21 protein-coding genes are annotated in these 18,930 nt (G+C 61.6%); 5 read left to right on the plus strand and 16 right to left on the minus strand.

Annotated features, from left to right (window positions below; genetic code table 11):
• Positions 1–114: 114 nt before the first annotated feature.
• Positions 115–813 (plus strand): tellurite resistance TerB family protein, encoded by a 699-nt coding sequence (locus AC0IYN_RS25410; RefSeq protein WP_471843866.1) that lies wholly within the window; start codon positions 115–117, stop codon positions 811–813.
• A 604-nt stretch (positions 814–1,417) separates the two neighbouring features.
• Here the strand turns inward: AC0IYN_RS25410 and AC0IYN_RS25415 are convergent.
• From AC0IYN_RS25415 to AC0IYN_RS25460, 10 genes are all read right to left on the minus strand, one after another.
• Positions 1,418–2,239, minus strand: coding sequence for a hypothetical protein (locus tag AC0IYN_RS25415; RefSeq protein WP_471843868.1), 822 nt, complete (start codon positions 2,237–2,239; stop codon positions 1,418–1,420).
• Between the two features lie 18 nt (positions 2,240–2,257).
• Positions 2,258–2,605: a DUF2493 domain-containing protein gene (locus AC0IYN_RS25420; protein WP_406597094.1), complete on the minus strand. Its 348-nt coding sequence runs from the start codon at positions 2,603–2,605 to the stop codon at positions 2,258–2,260.
• A 65-nt stretch (positions 2,606–2,670) separates the two neighbouring features.
• Positions 2,671–5,385, minus strand: a complete 2,715-nt coding sequence (gene mgtA, locus AC0IYN_RS25425; RefSeq protein ID WP_406597095.1) for a magnesium-translocating P-type ATPase — start codon at positions 5,383–5,385, stop codon at positions 2,671–2,673.
• 222 nt (positions 5,386–5,607) lie between these two features.
• The gene (locus tag AC0IYN_RS25430) at positions 5,608–5,901 is read right to left on the minus strand and encodes a hypothetical protein (protein ID WP_471843870.1); all 294 of its coding nucleotides are present in this window, start codon (positions 5,899–5,901) and stop codon (positions 5,608–5,610) included.
• A 318-nt stretch (positions 5,902–6,219) separates the two neighbouring features.
• A complete protein-coding gene (locus AC0IYN_RS25435; RefSeq protein WP_406597096.1) occupies positions 6,220–6,831 on the minus strand; it encodes a LysE family transporter in 612 nt (203 codons plus the stop codon).
• Between the two features lie 74 nt (positions 6,832–6,905).
• On the minus strand, positions 6,906–7,697 hold the full coding sequence (locus AC0IYN_RS25440) for an AraC family transcriptional regulator (RefSeq protein ID WP_471843872.1): 792 nt from the start codon (positions 7,695–7,697) through the stop codon (positions 6,906–6,908).
• Between the two features lie 50 nt (positions 7,698–7,747).
• Complete coding sequence (gene arsH, locus AC0IYN_RS25445; protein WP_406597098.1) at positions 7,748–8,434, minus strand: arsenical resistance protein ArsH; 687 nt, start codon at positions 8,432–8,434, stop codon at positions 7,748–7,750.
• Between the two features lie 11 nt (positions 8,435–8,445).
• Positions 8,446–8,916, minus strand: a complete 471-nt coding sequence (locus AC0IYN_RS25450; RefSeq protein WP_406597099.1) for an arsenate reductase ArsC — start codon at positions 8,914–8,916, stop codon at positions 8,446–8,448.
• Positions 8,917–8,929: 13 nt separating this feature from the next.
• Positions 8,930–10,213, minus strand: a complete 1,284-nt coding sequence (locus tag AC0IYN_RS25455) for an arsenic transporter (protein ID WP_471843875.1) — start codon at positions 10,211–10,213, stop codon at positions 8,930–8,932.
• A gap of 19 nt (positions 10,214–10,232) precedes the next feature.
• Complete coding sequence (locus tag AC0IYN_RS25460) at positions 10,233–10,589, minus strand: metalloregulator ArsR/SmtB family transcription factor (protein ID WP_406597101.1); 357 nt, start codon at positions 10,587–10,589, stop codon at positions 10,233–10,235.
• 177 nt (positions 10,590–10,766) lie between these two features.
• Between AC0IYN_RS25460 and AC0IYN_RS25465 the strand changes: the two genes are divergently transcribed.
• From AC0IYN_RS25465 to AC0IYN_RS25480, 4 genes are all read left to right on the plus strand, one after another.
• Entirely contained in the window at positions 10,767–10,982 is a 216-nt protein-coding gene (locus AC0IYN_RS25465; RefSeq protein WP_025856028.1) for a hypothetical protein, read from the plus strand.
• A 71-nt stretch (positions 10,983–11,053) separates the two neighbouring features.
• Positions 11,054–11,749: an AzlC family ABC transporter permease gene (locus AC0IYN_RS25470; protein ID WP_078048548.1), complete on the plus strand. Its 696-nt coding sequence runs from the start codon at positions 11,054–11,056 to the stop codon at positions 11,747–11,749.
• Positions 11,746–12,057 (plus strand): AzlD domain-containing protein, encoded by a 312-nt coding sequence (locus tag AC0IYN_RS25475; RefSeq protein WP_457239531.1) that lies wholly within the window; start codon positions 11,746–11,748, stop codon positions 12,055–12,057. The genes AC0IYN_RS25470 and AC0IYN_RS25475 overlap by 4 nt, the downstream gene beginning before the upstream one ends.
• Before the next feature lie 172 nt (positions 12,058–12,229).
• Positions 12,230–12,583 carry a hypothetical protein gene (locus AC0IYN_RS25480; protein WP_471843877.1) on the plus strand — a complete coding sequence of 118 codons (354 nt, stop codon included), beginning with the start codon at positions 12,230–12,232 and terminating at the stop codon, positions 12,581–12,583.
• A gap of 143 nt (positions 12,584–12,726) precedes the next feature.
• Here AC0IYN_RS25480 and AC0IYN_RS25485 read toward each other — a convergent pair whose 3' ends face one another.
• The 6 genes from AC0IYN_RS25485 to modA all read right to left on the minus strand — a co-directional run bounded on the left by AC0IYN_RS25485 (position 12,727) and on the right by modA (position 18,921).
• Positions 12,727–13,431 carry a YoaK family protein gene (locus AC0IYN_RS25485; protein ID WP_078048546.1) on the minus strand — a complete coding sequence of 235 codons (705 nt, stop codon included), beginning with the start codon at positions 13,429–13,431 and terminating at the stop codon, positions 12,727–12,729.
• A gap of 69 nt (positions 13,432–13,500) precedes the next feature.
• Entirely contained in the window at positions 13,501–15,123 is a 1,623-nt protein-coding gene (locus AC0IYN_RS25490) for an ABC-F family ATP-binding cassette domain-containing protein (RefSeq protein WP_471843879.1), read from the minus strand.
• A gap of 124 nt (positions 15,124–15,247) precedes the next feature.
• Positions 15,248–16,285, minus strand: a complete 1,038-nt coding sequence (locus tag AC0IYN_RS25495; protein ID WP_406597104.1) for a DNA topoisomerase IB — start codon at positions 16,283–16,285, stop codon at positions 15,248–15,250.
• Between the two features lie 78 nt (positions 16,286–16,363).
• A complete protein-coding gene (gene modC, locus AC0IYN_RS25500; RefSeq protein ID WP_458375285.1) occupies positions 16,364–17,443 on the minus strand; it encodes a molybdenum ABC transporter ATP-binding protein in 1,080 nt (359 codons plus the stop codon).
• A 5-nt stretch (positions 17,444–17,448) separates the two neighbouring features.
• On the minus strand, positions 17,449–18,129 hold the full coding sequence (modB, locus tag AC0IYN_RS25505) for a molybdate ABC transporter permease subunit (RefSeq protein WP_046034197.1): 681 nt from the start codon (positions 18,127–18,129) through the stop codon (positions 17,449–17,451).
• On the minus strand, positions 18,130–18,921 hold the full coding sequence (modA, locus tag AC0IYN_RS25510; RefSeq protein ID WP_457267275.1) for a molybdate ABC transporter substrate-binding protein: 792 nt from the start codon (positions 18,919–18,921) through the stop codon (positions 18,130–18,132).
• Between the last annotated feature and the right edge of the window lie 9 nt (positions 18,922–18,930).

Raw genomic sequence — 18,930 nt, forward strand, 5'->3', positions numbered from 1 at the left:
CTCGAAGGCACGGTGTCGTCATGATAGGCCGTGCCCGCCCGGCGGTCATGGTGTTCCGGCAGTAGCGGGCTATGGTTGTTAGACGCCAATACTGCACCCTGGGAGGGTGACACCATGAACACCAGCGATTTACTCGAGCAACTCTTGCGTGCCGGGCAAGGGGGCGGTGCTTCCTCAGGCGGTCTGGGTGGGCTGCTCGGCGGCCTGTTGAAAGGCACCAGCACTGGCAATGCGTCGGCGGGTGGCGGTTTGGGTGGTTTAGGTGGTCTGCTGGGAGGCCTGGGCGGCATGTTGGGTGGTGCCGCCAATGGTCGTCCTGCCCAGGGGCGTTCCAGCGGCATGAACTACGCGGCGTTGGCATCCTTGGGCATGGCGGCCTTCCAGGCCTACCAAGCCTGGCAGCGCCAGCAAGCCAGTGCGCCGCAGCAAGCCTTCCAGACCGTCGACCAGCTTGACGGCCCCGCCGCCGAGGCCCATAGCCATGCCGTATTACGCGCCTTGATCGCTGCCGCCAAAGCGGATGGGCGCATCGATGAAAAAGAGCAGCAACTGATTTCCAGTGAGCTGGGCCGGCATACCGACGATCCGCAACTGCAGCAATGGCTTGACGCCGAAGTCGCCAAACCCCTGGATGCCGCGGATTTCGCCGAATTTGCCAGCGACCCTGCCGTGGCAGCGGAAGTCTATCTGGCCAGTGTGATGCTGGTGGATGATCAACAGGATGCCGAGCGCAATTACCTCGACGACCTGGCGGGGCAGCTGCAGATCGACCCGCAATTGCAGCTGCACCTGGAACAACAGGCCAAGGCCTGATTGAAATGAGAGCGTCCAGATGAAACCGGGACGAATGTGGGAGCTGGCTTGCCTGCGAAGGCGGACAAACATCCAACCCTGTCGTTGAATGAACGATCGCCATCGCTGGCAAGCCAGCTCCTACAAAACCGCGTACCCACCCCGTACCCACGATGCGAAGCGAGCCGCTCTTGATCGTGATCTTGATCTGGCTTTTGATCTCGCTTTTGACCTTAGGCGCCCCGTCAAACACGCTGGCCGGAATTCGACAGGGATTTGGGGGGCCGCCGCCCCGCGCCATGGATGGCGCGTGGCGGCGGCCCCCCAAATACCTGTCGGATTACGGGCACACCGAGCCTAGGCGAGGTGCCGAGTGTTGGGGCAAGAGCCCTTTGGTTACTTTGGGGCTCTTTTCCAAAGTGACCCGCCGTAAGGGCGGAACCAATAGAAGCCTTTACCTAAATAACGGATATGTACCCGATCAGATCCAACATCCAGGTCGGCTGTCAGGCCGCCTTCGCAGGCAAGCCAGCTCCCACATTTGAATCGCGGGGCGACAGTTAGTTTGTGGTCGGCTGTCAGGCCGCTTTTGCAGGCAAACCAGCACACAGGTGCTGCCAAGCCGCTAGAAACGCAACGTAGCACCGGAGGTCAACCACTGCGCACGCTCGCCGATCAGGCTGCGCCCAACCACCAAGTCGACGTCGACAAACTCGCCCAAGTGAAACCTCGGCCCGGCCTGCCACGCCTGATCGCCGCCTTCCTGGCCGTAACGCTCGGCGATCAGCGTCAACACCGGTGCCACCTGGTACTCAACGCCACTGCCCCAGGTCAGGTGATGTTGTTGGTCGCCGTCGTTATAGGCATGCGACCAGCCGGCGTTCAGGTTCAGTCGCAGGGCCTCCAACGGCTGCCAGGTCAGCGGGACATTGAAATCGGCACCCTCAAAACCGTGCCGGCGGTCCAGCGCAAAATGCGCGCCGGCTGCCAAGGCCATTTCCAGCCCCAAGTCTTCCCGTGACCACACCTGGGCCTTGAGCTGCGGGTTGACCTGCGTTTCGCCCTGGCCCGAATGGGCGGCGCGCGACACCGCCGCGCCCCATTGTACCGAGGGCATTGCGGCGAACGTGCAGGCCGGTGACAGCGTTTCACTGTGGGTACTGCCATTGTGTCGGTTGGCGGTGTACCAGGCATCGACGTTGCATTCGCCTGGCGCGTTGATCGCGCCGTCGTCGACCACATAGGCACCGCCGGCCGCGTTGGCCTTCGACAGCAAGGCAATCGCCAACAGAATGCCCAGGGTCAGCCCGATAAAGATCAAGTTGCGTTGCAGTGCACGACGTTTGGCGGCCGGCAACAACAGTAAGGTGTGGCGTGCGCCTCGATAGTGGCGGGCACGGTATTTGGCAAACCCGTCCTGGCGTTGGGGCGTGTGTTTTTTGTGCATGATGCACCTCGCTTGAATTCAGCTTTCTACGGTCAGCACCGAAATGCCGCTGGCTTTGGCCTGGCAGACCAGTTCGCAGGTGTCGTCCCCGCCCGGTAGGGCGATGACCACGTCGGGGCGGCTATCGGTCAGCATGAAATGGTTGCGCTGGCGTTCAGCCTGCTTGCCGTGGCGTTGCCAGTTGGGCGGGTAGCGCACCACATCGATGCCCAGTTCCCGCGCCCAGTCCTCGACGTCGCTGCCGAGGAATTGGTTGCCGCCGTGGATCAAAACCTGCACCGGGCGCAGGCGGTGGTAAGCGTCCAGCACTTGGCGGGACATTTTGGTGTCGGCGTAATGACGACCTGCACAGATCAAGACGCGCATAAGGTGATTCCTTGTGTTGCACGGTGGCGGCCGGGCGACCGCCACCGTTTAAACGGCGGGGGAGATCAGTACCACTGCTTGAAGCGGCGGATGTAGATCGTTTTCATCAGTTGGGCGACGCAGCAGTAGCTGAGCAAGGTGCCCACCAGCCATGGGAAGTACGCCATCGGCAGCGGTTGCAAGCCCACCAGCGTGCCCAGCGGCGAGAACGGTACGTAGATCCCCAGCACGATCACCACGCAGGTCATCATCAACACGGGCCAGGCGGCGGTGCTCTGGAAGAACGGGATCTTGCGGGTGCGCAGCATGTGCACGACCAGGGTTTGCGAGAGCAGGCCCTCGATAAACCAGCCGGACTGGAACAGGGTTTGCATTTCCACGCTGTTGGCCGCGAACACGTACCACATCAGCGCAAAGGTAGTGATGTCGAAGATCGACGAGGTCGGCCCGATCCAGATCATGAATCGGCCGATGTTTTTCGCATCCCACTTACGCGGCTTGGCCAGGTATTCCTTGTCCATCTTGTCCCACGGCAGCGCCAGCTGGGAGATGTCGTACATCAGGTTCTGCAGCAGCAGGTGGATCGACAGCATCGGCAGGAACGGAATGAACGCACTGGCTACCAGCACCGAGAACACGTTGCCGAAGTTGGAGCTGGCGGTCATGTTCAGGTACTTCATGATATTGCCGAAGGTTTCACGGCCCTTGAGTACACCTTCTTCCAGCACCATCAGGCTTTTTTCCAGCAGGATGATGTCGGCCGACTCCTTGGCTATGTCGGTACCGCTGTCCACCGAGATACCCACGTCGGCATCGCGCAGCGCCGGCGCGTCATTGATGCCGTCACCGAGGAAGCCTACGGTATGCCCATTGGCTTGCAGCGCCTTGAGCACCCGGGATTTCTGCAGCGGCGTCAGCTTGGCAAACACGGTGCGCTCTTCGACGCGGCGCAGCAGGGTGGCGTCATCCATCGCTTCGATTTCAGCACCCAGCAGCGGCTGGCCTGGATCAAGGCCGACCTGGCGGCAGATCTTACTGGTGACTACGGCGTTGTCGCCGGTCAGTACCTTGACCGCCACACCGATCTGTTGCAGCGCTGCAATCGCCGGGCCTGCGGTTTCCTTCGGTGGATCGAGGAAGGTCAGGAAGCCCTGGATCACCAGGTTGCGCTCATCGGCCGTGGTGTACTGCTGGCGCGCCATCGATTTAGGGATGTGACGGGTGGCCACCACCAACACGCGGAAACCGTCTTCGTTGTAGTCGTTGGCAATCGCCAGCAATTCTTCACGGCGACGCTCATCCAGCGGCACGGCAGCGCCAGCCTCCATCATATGCGTGGAGATGCTCAGCATTTCTTCCACGGCGCCTTTGCACACCAACAGTTGGTCGTCGGCGGCATCCTTGACCACGATCGACAGGCGACGGCGGACAAAGTCGAACGGCAACTCATCGACCTTGCTGTAGGCGAACGGCAGCTTGAACTTGGGGTTCTGCTCTGCAAACTGCACCACGGCCTGGTCCATCAGGTTTTTCATGCCGCTCTGGTGGTAGCTGTTGAGCCAGGCCAGGGACAGCACCGCCTCATCACGCTGGCCGAAGGCGTTGACGTGATGTTCGAGGATGATCTTGTCCTGGGTCAGGGTGCCGGTCTTGTCGGTGCACAGCACGTCCATCGAGCCGAAGTTCTGGATCGCGTTGAGACGCTTGACCACCACTTTGCGCTTGGCCATGGCGGTGGCGCCCTTGGCCAGGTTGGCGCTGACGATCATCGGCAGCATTTCCGGGGTGAGGCCGACGGCAACCGCCAGTGCGAACAGGAACGCATCGCCCCAGTCGCCTTTGGAGAAACCATTGAGGAAGAACACGATCGGCACCATCACCAGCATAAAGCGGATCAGCAACCAGCTGACGCTGTTCACCCCGCGATCAAAGGCGGTTTGCACCCGCGAGCCGACAATCGCCTTGGCCAGGGAGCCGAAGTAGGTGCGTGGCCCGGTGGCCACCACCACGGCCTTGGCACGGCCGCTGACCACGTTGGTGCCCATGAAGCAGATATTCGGCAGGTCCAGCAGGTTGCCTTGGTCGGCAGCCACCGGCCCGGCAGATTTGTGCGTGACATCACCGAGGGTGTCGTACTTCTCCACCGGCAAGGCTTCGCCGGTCAGCACGGCTTGGCTGATGAACAGGTCGCGGGACTCGATCAGGCGGATATCGGCGGGGATCATGTCACCGGCCGACAGCTGCACGATGTCGCCCGCTACCAGATCGCGCATCGGCACTTCGCGCAGGGCGGGTTGCGAGCCGACTTGCTCACGGCGCAGCACGGTCGCCGTGGTGCGCACCATGGCTTTCAGCGCTTCGGCGGACTTGGCCGAGCGGTGCTCCTGCCAGAAGCGCAGCAGGCTGCTGAGCAGCACCATGGTCATGATGATGATGACTTTGGTTGGGTCGGCGTCTTCACCTTCCTGCATCGGCAGCCAGCAATCGGTGAAGAAGCTGATGCCGCCCAGGGTCAGCAGCACATAGATGAACGGGTTGTTCAGTGCCTGCAGGAACTGGACGATGGCGTGAGGTGGCTTGTCATGGGCAACTTCGTTATAGCCTTCGCGTTGCAGGCGGGCGCTGGCATCCAGTTCGGTCAGGCCGTCCTGGGTGGCACGCACGTTGGCCAGGGTGGCCGACAGGCCGTTATGGGCTTCGCGGGCGGCACGCATCGACAGCTTGGTGTCGGCGTCGGTGCCATTCTTTTTGTGCAGCGGCGGGTTTTTTACGGCGCTCATTGTGTGTACTCCTGTCGCCAATTTTCGACAAAACATACCCGGTACTTACCTGCAAACAGGCGAGCGAAAGCATGCCGAGTCGCTAACTTCGCGATCGGTTTAAATAAGGTGCTTACATAACGTTTACTGCGGCGTTAGTTAAAACGCGTGCAGCGAGTTACAACTGGAAGTGTTCATAAAGAACTCCAGGGTTTAATGGGGAAGTTGCTGTTTCCAGCCGGTTCAGGCGGCGCGAGCGCTCAGGTAAAGACCGAGCAGCAGGCCGTCTTGGGCCAGTCTGGAAACCTGCGGTCTTTGTGGGTCTTGAGGGTCGGCGTGATCCCACTGCTGCACCAGGTGGCCGGTGGCAGGGCAGACACGCCAGTGCGCCAGCGGAGGGGCCGGGCGCACTTGGGGGGAGGGTGCAGCAAAGGCTGAACGAGTTGGTGAAAAGCCAACAGGCTCGCGGCACAGCTTGGCGCGCAGGGCGGCGGCCAGGGTGCGTACATCGGGCAAAGCAAGGGTTAGCAAGGTCATAACACACCTCGGGACCGGACGGGCGACCGGCGAGGCAGTTACGGTGGAGCATCGAGCTCTAGCGCAGCTTACCGGACCGGGGAAGCGAGTCCTGTCATATTCTGGGTTTGGCGCCCGATGCCCGCGTAAGCGGTGCTCGGACAGCGACTAGATACTGTGTCCATTGGCTTCTTTTGTGAGGTTTAAAAAAGGCCCCAGTTGCGGGCACGGGCAATCTACTCAGAAGGCTAAAAAATGTCAACGCATGATTAATTAAATTGTCCGGCGTTCAGAGTTCATTCAGACAAGAGGCACTCGGAAGTTAGCGGATATATAACTTCATATACCCTGTGCGGCCAAAACTGCCAGATAGATCAATACCACGCCACAAGTGCCATAACTGATACGTTGCCACAACGGTGACGCGTTCTGGCGCAACAAATTGACCAGCCCCGCGAGCAGAAAGCACGACAGCACCGACGCCAACATGAACCCGGCAAAGAACATCAGCGTCTGCCCGAGGCTGGGCGTGGTGCCGACGATGCCTGACAGCGCGCTGCCCAACGCGCCCCAGTAGACGATATTTTTCGGGTTGGCCAGTGAAATCGCTGCGCCAACCGCCAGCGCATTTTGCCGGGTGCTGGCGGGTGCATCGTCTGACTCAGGAAGCTTCCAGGCGTCGAACAGGCTGCGAATGCCGAGCCAAGCCAGGTAAAGCGCGCACACCACCGTCAATGGCACGCGCACGGCGTCATGCTGGATCAGCAAAGCGATGCCAGTCAGGCCGATTATCGCCCACACTGCATCGCCCACCAGTGAACCGAACTGCACCAGCAAGGCCGGTGTGAAGCCGTGCAGCAAGCCACGGCGCAAAGTCTCTGCCAACACCGCGCCGGGTGAGAGACAGAACACAAAACCGAATACCAGTGCGTAGAAAAAGATCGTCAGCATGCCCACTTTCCTTCAAGAGATGGCAGGCAGTGTGAGGATGAGCCGAGGTGGTGTCTTGGACCAGATTGCGCTGTTCAGCGTTTAACAGCGCTTTGATAGAGACCCGGGGTGATGCCGTAGGCGGAGCGAAAGTGTCGATTGAGGTGGCTTTGATCGGCAAAGCCCAGGTGGTGGGCGACGTCGGAAGCGGCCATGCCGTTGCGCAATAGGCCCTTGGCGCGGCGCGTGCGCAGTTGCATGGCCCACTCACGGGGCGTCAGCCCGGTTTCTTTCTGGAAGGCGCGCAGCAGGTGGAATTTGGAGAGGCCCACCTCGGCGCCAAGGTGGTCCAGCGTCAGGGGTTGATGCAGTTGCTCGGAAAGCAGTTCCTGGGCGCGACTGATCAGAGGCTTGCCGGTGCAGGTGCTGCCTGGCAGACGCACACCGCTGATATCCACGACTTCCCCCAACAGTAGCACCAACGCCTCTTCATTCAGTTCGCGAACCAGCGTGTCGGTACTCAACGCGCCCTTGATCGCCATCGCCAGTCGCAGCGCAAGGTCGGGTTGGAAGCACAGTGAACGATCAAACTCCAGGTGCGCCAGCCCAAGGTCCGTCGCCAATTGATCCGCGGTGGCGTACAGGCTTACAAAGTGCCAGGGCGCGCCGTCTGCCGCGCCGCCGCCCTGAATCTGGCCGGGGTTGTACAAGGTGATGGAGCCGGGACCGGCGTAGAACTCCCGACGGTCGAGCCAGACTTTTTCTTCGCCCAGCAGGTTCACGCCGATCACGCATTCATCATGACTATGGCGGGCAAAGGTCAGGCCGGTGCAGGCGGTGCTGCTGATTTCATAGTGGCCCAACCAGGCGTGTCGCACGGCGCTCATCGATTCAACTCAGTCAGGAGACAGGCACGAGCATACGCTGGCAGGCGAGCTCAGATCGACCGTTGATTGACGCGGTGCGAGAGTTCGTCGGCGCTTTCCTTGCGCTCCGAATAGCGGTCCACCAGGTCCGGGCGCTCGCGCAGCAGCAGGGTGAACTTCACCAGTTCCTCCATCACATCGACCACGCGGTCGTACAGGGCAGAGGGCTTCATGCGGTCCTGATCGTCGAACTCCATGAACGCCTTGGGCACCGAGGATTGATTGGGGATGGTGAACATGCGCATCCAGCGCCCCAGCACGCGCAACTGGTTGACCGTATTGAAGGACTGGGACCCGCCGGACACCTGCATCACCGCCAGGGTTTTACCCTGGGTCGGGCGCACGGCGCCAAGGGCCAGCGGCACCCAGTCGAGCTGCGCCTTGAACACCGCTGACATCGAACCGTGGCGCTCGGGCGAGCACCATACCTGGCCTTCGGACCACTGCATCAGTTCCAGCAGTTCCTGTACCTTGGGGTGATCGCTGGGTGCGTCATCCGGCAGTGGCAAACCGCTGGGGTTGAAGATGCGCGTTTGCGCACCGAAGTGCTGCAACAGGCGTGCGGCTTCTTCCACCAGCAGGCGGCTGAACGAGCGTTCGCGGGTCGAGCCGTAGAGCAGCAGGATGCGCGGTGGTTGGGCTGAACCGTCCGGTTTTGATGGGAACAGGGACAGGTCCAGGTTGGGCAGGGTGGTCATAGGGCCTCCGATTACAGCTCGGCAATTCGAGCGAGTGCTGCCTTGAGTTCAGTTGGGCTGAGCTCGGCAAACGGCAGGATGAAAAACGCCCGGCACCGAGTGGCAATGGTCTTCAGCGTGGCGTCGAATGCCGCCTGCACGTGTGCATCGTCACCCTGCACATCCGAAGGGTCTTCCAACCCCCAGTGCGCCTTTACCGCTGGCCCGAAATACACTGGGCAAGCTTCGCCGGCCGCCTTGTCGCACACGGTAATCACCACGTCCGGCGGGCTGCCTTCGAACGCGTCGTTGCCTTTGCTGTACAGGCCTTCGGTGCTGATGCCGGCGGCCTGCAACGTGCTGAGGCTGCGCGGCAGGACCTGGCCCTTGGGAAAGCTGCCGGAGCTGATCGCTTCGAAACCCTCCGGCGCCAGGTGGTTGAACACCGCTTCGGACAAGATGCTGCGGCAACTGTTGGCGGTGCACATGAACAGGACTTTCATCGAGGTATCTCCGTTAGAGGCTCAGGCGCAAGGCGAGGGCGGCGAGGGTGATCAACAGCACCGGCAGGGTCAGCACGATGCCGACCTTGAAGTAGTAGCCCCAGGTGATGGCGATGCCCTTGCGCGCCAGGATGTGCAGCCACAGCAAGGTGGCCAGGCTGCCGATGGGGGTGATTTTCGGGCCCAGGTCACTGCCGATCACGTTGGCGTAGATCATCGCGTCCTTGACCACGCCCACGGCATGGCTGGACTCGATCGACAGCGCGCCGATCAATACCGTCGGCAGGTTGTTCATTGCCGAAGACAGCAGGGCCGTCAGCACGCCGGTGCCCATGGCTGCGCCCCACACGCCGTAAGTGGCGAAGGTATCGAGCCAGGTCGCCAGGTAGGTGGTGAGGCCGGCGTTACGCAAGCCGTAGACCACCAGGTACATGCCGAGGGAAAAGATCACGATCTGCCACGGCGCTTCCTGCAGTACTTTTCGCGTGGAAATCTTGTGGCCCTTGGCGGCGATCACCAGCAGGAGCACGGCGCACACAGCGGAAATCGCGCTGATGGGAATGCCCAGCGGCTCCAGGGCAAAGCAGCCGACCAACAGGATGCCCAGCACCCACCAGCCGGCGCGGAAGGTGGCGCGGTCGTGGATGGCGCTGGCGGGGTCTTCGAGGTCGGTGGGGTCGTAGGTGTGCGGGATATCACGACGGAAGAACCACAGCAGCACTGCCAGTGTGGCCGCAACGCTGACGAAATTCACCGGCACCATCACGGCGGCGTATTCGTTAAAGCCGATCTTGAAGTAATCCGCCGAGACGATATTGACCAGGTTCGACACCACCAGCGGCAGGCTCGCCGTGTCGGCGATAAAGCCCGCGCCCATGACGAACGCCAGGGTCGCCGCCGGGGAAAAGCGCAGGGCCAGCAGCATCGACATCACGATCGGCGTCAGGATCAGTGCCGCGCCATCGTTTGCGAACAGCGCCGACACCAGCGCACCCAGCAGCACCATGTAGGCAAACAATCGCCGGCCGCGCCCGCGCCCCCAGCGCGCCACATGCAGGGCGGTCCAGGCAAAGAAGCCGGCTTCGTCCAGTAACAGGCTGATGATGATCAGCGCGACAAAGGTCCCGGTGGCATTCCAGATGATGTGCCACACCACCGGAATGTCAGCCAGGCTGATCACGCCGCAGGCGAGGGCCAGGATCGCGCCCATCGTGGCACTCCAGCCCACACCCAGACCCTTGGGCTGCCAGATGACCAATACGATGGTGAAGATGAAAATGGCAATTGCGACAAGCATGAATAAACGCTCCGATGGCTCAGCAGCAGGTGCTGGCCCGTTGTGGTCTGTCGCCCATTGCATCCAGACGCTGCGCGTCGTTGTGCAACCATGGCTGGTTGGCTTGTAGGGTGGTATGCAGCACGTCGGTCACCCACTCGGGCAATGCCGGGTTGATGCGGTAGTAGATCCATTGACCCTGACGACGATCCAGCAGCAGCCCGCAACTGCGCAGTTGCGCCAGATGGCGGGAGATCTTGGGCTGGCTGTCATCCAAGGCATGGATCAGTTCGCACACGCAAAGTTCGCCTTCACGCAGGATCAGTAATGTCAGGCGTGCGCGGGTGGCGTCGGCCAGGCATTTGAAGAGGGTGGGTGGGGAGATGAGGTCTGACATGGCCAAGGCCTGTGTATATATGGTTTTTCGAATATACGGATATCCATATGTATCAGTCAAACCTCGTTTCAATTGATATGGATCAAAGGCCGTGAAATCCGCCACAAGTGATTGAAATTAAAATGAAACACGAATGTCCTAAAGTGCCTGCCCATAGCTGATGAAGGAAGAACCCGCGTGACCCGTGCCACTCGCAACCTGCGCAAGACCCTGGATTCCGTCGCGGAAAATAACGAAACCGCGGCGTTCGACCTGATGCGCGCCGTTGAAAAACTCGGCGATGAAGTGCTGCGCCAACGCCTGCTCAATACCATTCACCGGCTCAACCAGGATGCCCACGAACTGCGCGAAGCGCGTGATTCGGTGGAGCAGGTGTCAGTCCGGCTCGCCTGAGCAAGATCGTTCAAGACAAGCCCCTTGTTGCGCTGGCATGCTTGTCGACTGTCTGTCGATGAGCCGTTTCCATGCCTACCGCCTTACCTCATTACGCCTTCGCTCGCGGCGCCATTGCCGTTATTCCCTTGTCCCTGGCCTGTGCGCCGTGGGGACTGCTGGCCGGGTCCATGGCCATCGATGCGCAGTTCAGCCCGTTGGAAGCCCAGGGGTTGTCCGCCATCGTGTTTGCCGGTGCGGCGCAACTGGTCGCCATTGGTATGGTCAAGAGCGGCGCCAGCCTGATTTCCATCGTACTGACCACCTTGCTGCTGACCTCCCAGCATTTGCTCTACGGCATGCACCTGCGTCCGATTGTGTCGCCGCTCAAGACCCGCTGGCGCATGAGCCTGGGCTTTCTGCTCACCGACGAATTCTTCGCACTGGTCAGCCACTACGACCGTGAGACCTTCAACCGCTGGTATGCGCTGGGTGTGGGGCTGACGTTCTATATCGCCTGGAACCTGTTCACCCTGGCCGGCATCGTGCTCGGCAAGAGCATCCCCGGTCTTGACCAACTGGGCCTGGAGTTTTCCATCGCCGCCACCTTTATCGCGCTGATCACCCCGGTGGTGCGTGACGTCCCCACTGTGGTCTGCGTGGCGGTGTCACTGGTGTTTTCGGTGTGGCTGAGTTTCCTGCATTGGGAATCGGCGGTGGTGGTGTCCGGCGTGCTGGGCATGAGCGCGGGTTATGCCTGCAAGCGACTGGGAGTAGGGCAGCAATGATCTACATCATGATTGTGGCGATGGGCCTGGTGGTCTTTTTCAACCGTTACCTGTTTATTGAGCCGCGCTTGCCGGTGCGCCTCAATCGTGGCGCGCGGGAGTTCCTTGGGTTCGCCGTACCGGGCATGCTCACGGCGATTTGCGGGCCGATTATTTTCCTGGCGGATCATCAACTGAACCTGAGCCCGGCCAACCCATACCTGCTGGCAGGCATCAGTGCGGTGGCGTTGATGTTCTGGACGCGCAATGTGCTGATGACTGTGCTGCTGAGCATGGCGTTGTTCTATTTGTTTCGCTGGCTGCTCTAAAACCCAGGCGAAAAAAAGCCCGCGGGAGGGCGGGCCGAAGGGAGACTTCTAAAAATGAGCGTGGCCACTATAGGCGGCGCTTGCGCCCTTTACCGTGAAACAAAGTTCATGCAGCCGTCAGTCCGGCACGCGGCAATGGTACAGTCGCGTTTTTTTCCAATGGAGCAATGGCATGCACAAGGTGGTAATTGGCGCACTGGTACTGGCGGCCCTGGCCGGTTGCGCGGGTTCGAAGATGAAAGAAGCGCGCACCGGTGTGCCTTACAAAACCCTGGCTTCGGACAAGCCCACCCTGGTCGTTGCCGAATGCGTGCAGTTCGGCTGGCAGGACGAAAGCGTATTCGGCGTTGATGCCGGCGGCTTCAAGGAACCGATTGAGGCGGGCGGTTACACCGTGTACACCACCGCTGGCGATTACTTTGTTGATGTGCAAAGCGCGGGTGCCGGTTCTTCCATCAAGTATTACGCCGCAGAAGACAACATGCCGGCCAAGCGTCGTTTGGCCGCACTCGCGACCTGCCTGTAGTCCATTGCCTAAGTCGTTTTAGGAAATGCCTGGCACGACAGCCGCGACGCATTAGCTTATGATGCACCCGCTCGCCCGACATGATGGCTCTTTACCAGTACACGGACGTCGAGGCCTAAACGTCGGGCGAGCATCCCCTTTGTTCAGCGCGGCATGTAACCCAGGTGCCAGCGGCGGGGGATTTTCAGGGATATCAGCCCCAGCAATCCCGCCAATACCCCACTGACCAGCAACGCCTTCAAGCCCATCTGCTGCTCCAACAGTGCGCCGATCACTGCGCCCACGAACATCCCGGCCCACGGGATCAACTGCACGCGCCAGCCACTGCGGCGCTCGCCGAGCAGCCAGCGCCCCAGCCCACGACCAAAACGCGAAAGCGCCCCCGTGACGTAAGTCAGCCCCACGGGCAGACCGTTTACCTCTTCCACCGCCGCGTTCAGCATCCCCATCGCAATGATCGCTGCCAGCAGCGCAGCCAAGGTGTCCGCGAAAGGCAGCCACGCCGCACCGCACAACAAAGCAGCGATACACAACAGCAAGGGCAGGGCATGGCGACGGCTGAGCCGGCTGACCACCACGCCCAACGCATTGCCCAGCACAAATGTTGCGACCAGCAACAACAGGCGCCCGGTCAGGCCCAAGTCACCCGCGCTGATCGCCACCGCCAGGCGCGTAGTGTTGCCGCTCATGAACGAAACAAAGTCGCCGCTCGCCATGAAGCCGATGGCATCGGTCATGCCCGCCAGCACCGACAGGCTGGCCACCAGCATCAACCCGACACGGCCGCGCCAGCGCTGTCGATGGGCCAGTGCAGCATTGGCGTAGGGCTTGCGGGGCGAAGGCAGCATAGGGCCGGGTTCCTCGGTGACATTATCCGGCCACTACCGTAGGACGCTTTCAGCGCGCATGCAATGACCTCAGGCACGCTCCAGGCACCAACCTGCAGGATGCCAGTCCAGGTAGTGCGTCGGCCGGATCGCCTGTACAAACGCCGCGTCATGGGACACCACCAGCATCGCACCGGTAAACCCTTGCAACGCCTGCTCAAAAGCCATCACCGATTCCAGGTCCAGATGGTTGGTTGGCTCGTCCAGTAGCAGCAGTTGCGCCGGCACTTCGCGCCACAGGGCGATGGCCATCGCGGCCTTCAAACGCTCACCGCCACTGAGTTGGCCGACGGGTTGGGTCACGCGCAAGGCATCCAGTTGCAACAAGGCCAGGCGTGTGCGCAGTTCGGCTTCGGCCAGTGGTGTGTCGAGTAGGTTGAGCTGTTCGACGAGGGAGCGTTGGTCGTCGAGCAGCGCAAGATGCTGATCGATATAGGCACTGGGCACCTGCACGCTGCATTCGCCGCTGACCAGTCGCCATTCTCCCGCCAACACCTTGAGCAGCGTGGACTTGCCGCAACCGTTCGGCCCACGCACAGCCACCCGCACCGGGCCGGCAAGGTGGACGTTCAGGTGCGTCGACGGTAGCCACGGCAAGTGGGCGTCAACCAGGGACAGCACCTGGCGACCGTTGGGCACGGACGACGCGGGCAGTGCCAATAGCGTCGGGGTCTCATCCACGATCCGTTCGTAGGCCTCGCGCACCTGGGCATCCAGTTCATGTTTGTGCTGCCAGTGCGCGCTGCGCACGGTGCTGACGATTTCCGTGGCGGCGCCTTTCCAGCGCGCTTTGGTAAAACGGTCGACATTGGCCGTCTCGGCATGTTTGCGCGAACGGGCCGCGTTGCGTTGCAGGCTGTCATGGTCCTTTTGCAGGCGCCGCCGTTCACGACTGCGCGCCAGGCGTGCGTGTTCCAGCGCGGCATGGGCGGCCTGTTGTTCAGCGTCGCGCTGGTGCCGATAGGCCGCGTAGTTGCCGCCATACACGTGTACGCCGAGCGGCGACAGTTCAATGATGCGCGCCATGGCATTGAGCAATTGCCGGTCATGACTGACCACCACCAGGCCGCCACGCCAATCGCCGAGCATGCGCAGCAGCCACATTCGACCATTGCTGTCGAGATGGTTGGTGGGTTCGTCCAGCACCAGCAGTTGGGGCGCTGCCAACAGCGCGCCGATGATCACGACACGCGCCAATTGGCCGCCGCTGAGTTGCCCGGCCGGCGTTTGCGCAGTGAGTGTTTCCAGGCCGGCTGTATCCAGGGCGCCGCGCAGTCGCTCCGCCAGGTCCCAGCGGTCGTCGATCAACGCAAGGTCATCGACCTGTGCAGTGCCTTGGGCCATGCGTTCAAGGGCTGACAGGATCGGCAGGGTGCCGGTGAGATCAGCTACGGTGTCCCCAGGTGCCACCTCGACGCTCTGCGGTACGTAAGTGACACGCGAGGCACCATTGAGCGTCCCGGAGGAAGGCGAGAGCAACCCGGCAATCAGTTTGGCCAGGATACTTTTGCCACGTCCGTTGCGCCCGACAATGCCAGTGGGGGTGTGGTCGATGGACAGGGACACATCATCCAGCAGGGTCTCGCCATTGGCGAACTGGAAGGATACATGTTGCAGGGAAACAAGCACGGGCAGCCGGTTGACGTCAGTCATCAGCACCTCCAAAAAAATGTCGAACAGGCCAACAAGCGCGCCAGGCGGCTCGTTGCAGGTACATTTTGGAAGGCTTAGTTGTTCACGTCGGCGGTCGTCCCGTGCGTCAGAAGGGAGTCAGAGCCTAACCCGCCTTGGCTTTCTTCGGCAAGTTTTCCGCCAGTTGCTCAAGGAACATCGCCAAGGCCACTTCTTCGGCCTTGAGCCCTTTGCGCAGCCTTGGCTTGGGCAGCTTGGACAGTTCACCCAGGCTGAAATGCTCCAGCACGGCCGGGTGGATGTAGCATTTGCGGCACACCGCCGGGGTATTGCCAAGCTGCTTGGCGACGTCCTTGACCATCGCCACGACGTGGCGTTTGGCATCGGACTCGGGCTGCCATTCCAATTCCCGCAACACGGCCAGTGCCATCGCGGTGCCGGCCCAGGTGCGGTAGTCCTTGGCGGTGAAGTCTGCACCGGTGAGGCTGTGCAGGTAGTCGTTCACGTCCTGGGAGCTGACGGTGTGCCGCTCGCCGTCTTCGTCCAGGTACTGGAACAGGTTCTGCCCCGGCAATTCCAGGCAGCGTTTGACCACCGTGGCCAGGCGCCGGTCCTTGACGCTGATCTGGTGCTCGACGCCGCTCTTGCCGCGGAACTGGAACTGGATCTCGCTGCCCTTTACATCCACATGGCGGGTGCGCAGGGTGGTCAGCCCGTAGGATTTGTTGTCCCGCGCATACTGGGTGTTGCCGACGCGGATCAGCGTGGCGTCCAGCAGCATCACCACCGTGGCCAAGACTTTGTCACGGGTGAAGCCGGGTTCGGCGATTTTCGCTTCAAGCTGTTTACGCAATTTCGGCAGGGCGTTGCCGAACTCCTGCAGGCGCGAGTATTTGTCGCTGTCGCGCACCTCGCGCCAGCGCGCGTGATAGCGGTACTGCTTGCGCCCGCGTGCGTCGCGACCCGTGGCTTGCAAGTGGCCACGCGGGTCGGCGCAGATCCACACGTCGGTGTAGGCGGGAGGGACCGCCAAGGCGTTAAGGCGCTTGATTTCATCGGCGTCGGTGATGCGCACGCCCTTGGGGTCGAAGTACTGGAACTTGCCGCGCACCGTCTTGCGGCGGATGCCGGGCTGGGTGTCGTCAACGTAATGCAGGTCGCGGGGCAGCGCAGAGTCGGACATGAGGCGGGTTCCTTGGCAGCAAATCAGGCCGGTATGTCTGATTGACCGCAGCCGTTTGCGGTCGTGCCAAAAGGTTACTCACGCCAGCACGGCGACCGCCTTGATCTGCGCCCACAGCGTCTGGCCGGGGTGCAATTGCAGTTGGTCGCGGGAGAAACGCGTGATGCGTGCCAGCAACGGCGTGCCTCCAGCGTCCAGACGCACCAGCACATGCGCACTGTTGTCTGCGGAGATCTCCTGGGTGACCGTCACCGGCAGGCGGTTGAGGATGCTGCTGTGTTCCTCGGCTTGCAGACTGAGGCTGACATCACGCGCCTGCACCTTGATGCGCAGGGCCTTGCCAAGTGCCAGCGGAGCGTGGGCGACGCGCATGTGCAGGGCACTGGCAGGCAATTGCAGGCTGAGCAACTGGTAGTGATCGTCGTAGGCGCTCACCGTGCCGTTGATGACCACACCCGCGTCGTCGCCCAGCGCCATCGGCAGGTCGAGCCGCGCCAGGGTTTCGCCGATGGGGCCGCTGGCCAGGGCCTTGCCATCGCTGAGCAACACGATGTGATCGGCCAGGCGTGCCACTTCATCCTGGGCATGGCTCACATACAGCACCGGGATGTCCAGCTCATCGTGCAGGCGTTCGAGGTACGGCAGGATCTCGCCTTTGCGCTTGCTGTCGAGGGCTGCCAGGGGTTCGTCCATCAACAACAAGCTCGGGCTGGTGAGCAGCGCGCGGGCGATGCCGATACGCTGGCGCTCGCCGCCGGAAAGGTGCTGGGGATGGCGGTCGAGCAGGTGGCCAATGCCCAATAATTCGGTGGCTTGTGCCATGTCCACACGGCGCTGTTGGCGCGCAATGCGCATGAGGCCGAACTCCAGGTTGGCCCGCACCGACAGATGCGGGAACAGGCTGGCCTCTTGAAACACATACCCCAGCGCACGTTTATGCGCAGGCACAAACACGCCCTGGCGGCTGTCTTGCCAGACTTCATCGTTGATCTGGATAAAACCGTCCTCGGCCCGCTCCAGGCCGGCGATACAGCGCAGGCAGGTGGTCTTGCCGGAGCCGGAATGCCCATACAGTGCGGTCACGCCGCGCCCAGGCAGGTGCAGGTCCACATCGAGGGCGAAGCTCGAATAGGTGAGGTGCAGGCGTACATCAATCATCGACATCAGCTCCAGCCCATCTTGGTTTTACGGCTGGAGTAGAGTGCCAGCAACACCAGGAACGCGAACACCACCATGGCGCCGGCCAGCCAATGGGCCTGGGCATATTCCATGGCTTCTACATGGTCGTAGATCTGTACGGACACCACCCGGGTCTTGTCCGGGATATTGCCGCCGATCATCAGCACCACGCCAAACTCACCGACGGTGTGCGCAAAACCCAGGATGGAAGCGGTGATAAACCCTGGCCGCGCCAGCGGCAGGATTACGCTGAAAAAGGTATCCCACGGGTTGGCGCGCAAGGTCGCGGCCACTTCCAGCGGGCGTGTGCCGATGGCGGAGAAGGCGTTTTGCAACGGCTGCACCACAAACGGCATGGAATAGATCACCGAGCCAATCACCAGCCCGGCGAAGCTGAAGGTGAGGGTGCCCAGGCCCAGCCATTGGGTGAACTGGCCGAAGTAGCCATTGGGGCCCATGGTCAACAGCAGGTAGAAGCCGATCACCGTGGGCGGCAACACCAACGGCAAGGCGACGACCGCGCCGATGGGGCCGCGCCACCAGGAACGGGTGCGCGACAGCCACAGGGCAATCGGAGTGCCGATGACCAGCAGGATGACGGTGGTCAGTGAGGCCAGTTTGATGGTCAACCAGATAGCGGAAAAATCGGCACTCGATAACGGCATTTACTGGGCCAGCTCGTAACCGTAGGACTTGATAACAGCCGCGGCTTTAGGACCTTTCAGGTACTCGACCAAGGCTTTGGCAGCCGCACTGTCCTTGCCCTTGTTGAGGATCACCGCGTCTTGTTTGATCGGGTCGTGCATCGAGGCTGGGACAATCCACGCCGAACCGCTGGTGACCTTGCCATCCTTGTAGATCTGCGACAAGGCGACAAAGCCCAGCTCGGCGTTGCCGGTGGAAACGAACTGGTAGGCCTGGGTGATGTTCTGGCCTTCGACGATCTTGTCCTTGACCTTCTCGGTCAGCCCTTCCTTGGCCAACACCTGGGTGGCGGCGAGGCCGTAAGGCGCGGCTTTGGGGTTGGCGATCGACAGGTGCTTGTAGTCGTTTTTCTTCAGCACTTCGCCTTTGGCGTCGACGTAACCTTCTTTGGCCGACCACAGCGCCAGGGTGCCGACGGCGTAGGTGAAGCGCGAACCCTTGACGGTGTCGCCTTCGGTTTCAAGCTTCTGCGGGGTGGTGTCGTCGGCGCTCAGGAACACTTCGAACGGCGCGCCGTTCTTGATCTGGGTGTAGAACTGGCCGGTGGCACCGTAGGCAGCGACCAGTTTATGGCCGGTGTCTTTTTCGAAGTCGGCGGCAATCGCCTGGATCGGTGCGGTGAAGTTGGCAGCCACGGCCACCTGGACTTCATCGGCATGCGCCGAACCAAAAGCCAGGGCAGCGACCAGGATGGCCAGGCGTGAGGCGTGAATCGTCATGAAGCAGCTCCTTTGAGGTGTACGGCTTGTTATAGGTAGAAG

It is taken from the genome of Pseudomonas sp. AC112 (assembly GCF_979253545.1).

Coding starts and splice junctions, on each gene's coding strand:
- AC0IYN_RS25460 (WP_406597101.1), bottom strand. CDS start 10,589: ATGTCAGACCTCATCTCCCCACCCACCCTCTTCAAATGCCTGGCCGAC.
- AC0IYN_RS25490 (WP_471843879.1), bottom strand. CDS start 15,123: ATGACTGACGTCAACCGGCTGCCCGTGCTTGTTTCCCTGCAACATGTA.
- AC0IYN_RS25430 (WP_471843870.1), bottom strand. CDS start 5,901: ATGACCTTGCTAACCCTTGCTTTGCCCGATGTACGCACCCTGGCCGCC.
- AC0IYN_RS25475 (WP_457239531.1), top strand. CDS start 11,746: ATGATCTACATCATGATTGTGGCGATGGGCCTGGTGGTCTTTTTCAAC.
- AC0IYN_RS25420 (WP_406597094.1), bottom strand. CDS start 2,605: ATGCGCGTCTTGATCTGTGCAGGTCGTCATTACGCCGACACCAAAATG.
- AC0IYN_RS25485 (WP_078048546.1), bottom strand. CDS start 13,431: ATGCTGCCTTCGCCCCGCAAGCCCTACGCCAATGCTGCACTGGCCCAT.
- AC0IYN_RS25480 (WP_471843877.1), top strand. CDS start 12,230: ATGCACAAGGTGGTAATTGGCGCACTGGTACTGGCGGCCCTGGCCGGT.
- AC0IYN_RS25440 (WP_471843872.1), bottom strand. CDS start 7,697: ATGAGCGCCGTGCGACACGCCTGGTTGGGCCACTATGAAATCAGCAGC.
- modB (WP_046034197.1), bottom strand. CDS start 18,129: ATGCCGTTATCGAGTGCCGATTTTTCCGCTATCTGGTTGACCATCAAA.
- AC0IYN_RS25495 (WP_406597104.1), bottom strand. CDS start 16,285: ATGTCCGACTCTGCGCTGCCCCGCGACCTGCATTACGTTGACGACACC.
- AC0IYN_RS25415 (WP_471843868.1), bottom strand. CDS start 2,239: ATGCACAAAAAACACACGCCCCAACGCCAGGACGGGTTTGCCAAATAC.
- arsH (WP_406597098.1), bottom strand. CDS start 8,434: ATGACCACCCTGCCCAACCTGGACCTGTCCCTGTTCCCATCAAAACCG.
- AC0IYN_RS25410 (WP_471843866.1), top strand. CDS start 115: ATGAACACCAGCGATTTACTCGAGCAACTCTTGCGTGCCGGGCAAGGG.
- AC0IYN_RS25470 (WP_078048548.1), top strand. CDS start 11,054: ATGCCTACCGCCTTACCTCATTACGCCTTCGCTCGCGGCGCCATTGCC.
- AC0IYN_RS25455 (WP_471843875.1), bottom strand. CDS start 10,213: ATGCTTGTCGCAATTGCCATTTTCATCTTCACCATCGTATTGGTCATC.
- AC0IYN_RS25450 (WP_406597099.1), bottom strand. CDS start 8,916: ATGAAAGTCCTGTTCATGTGCACCGCCAACAGTTGCCGCAGCATCTTG.
- AC0IYN_RS25435 (WP_406597096.1), bottom strand. CDS start 6,831: ATGCTGACGATCTTTTTCTACGCACTGGTATTCGGTTTTGTGTTCTGT.
- mgtA (WP_406597095.1), bottom strand. CDS start 5,385: ATGAGCGCCGTAAAAAACCCGCCGCTGCACAAAAAGAATGGCACCGAC.
- modC (WP_458375285.1), bottom strand. CDS start 17,443: ATGATTGATGTACGCCTGCACCTCACCTATTCGAGCTTCGCCCTCGAT.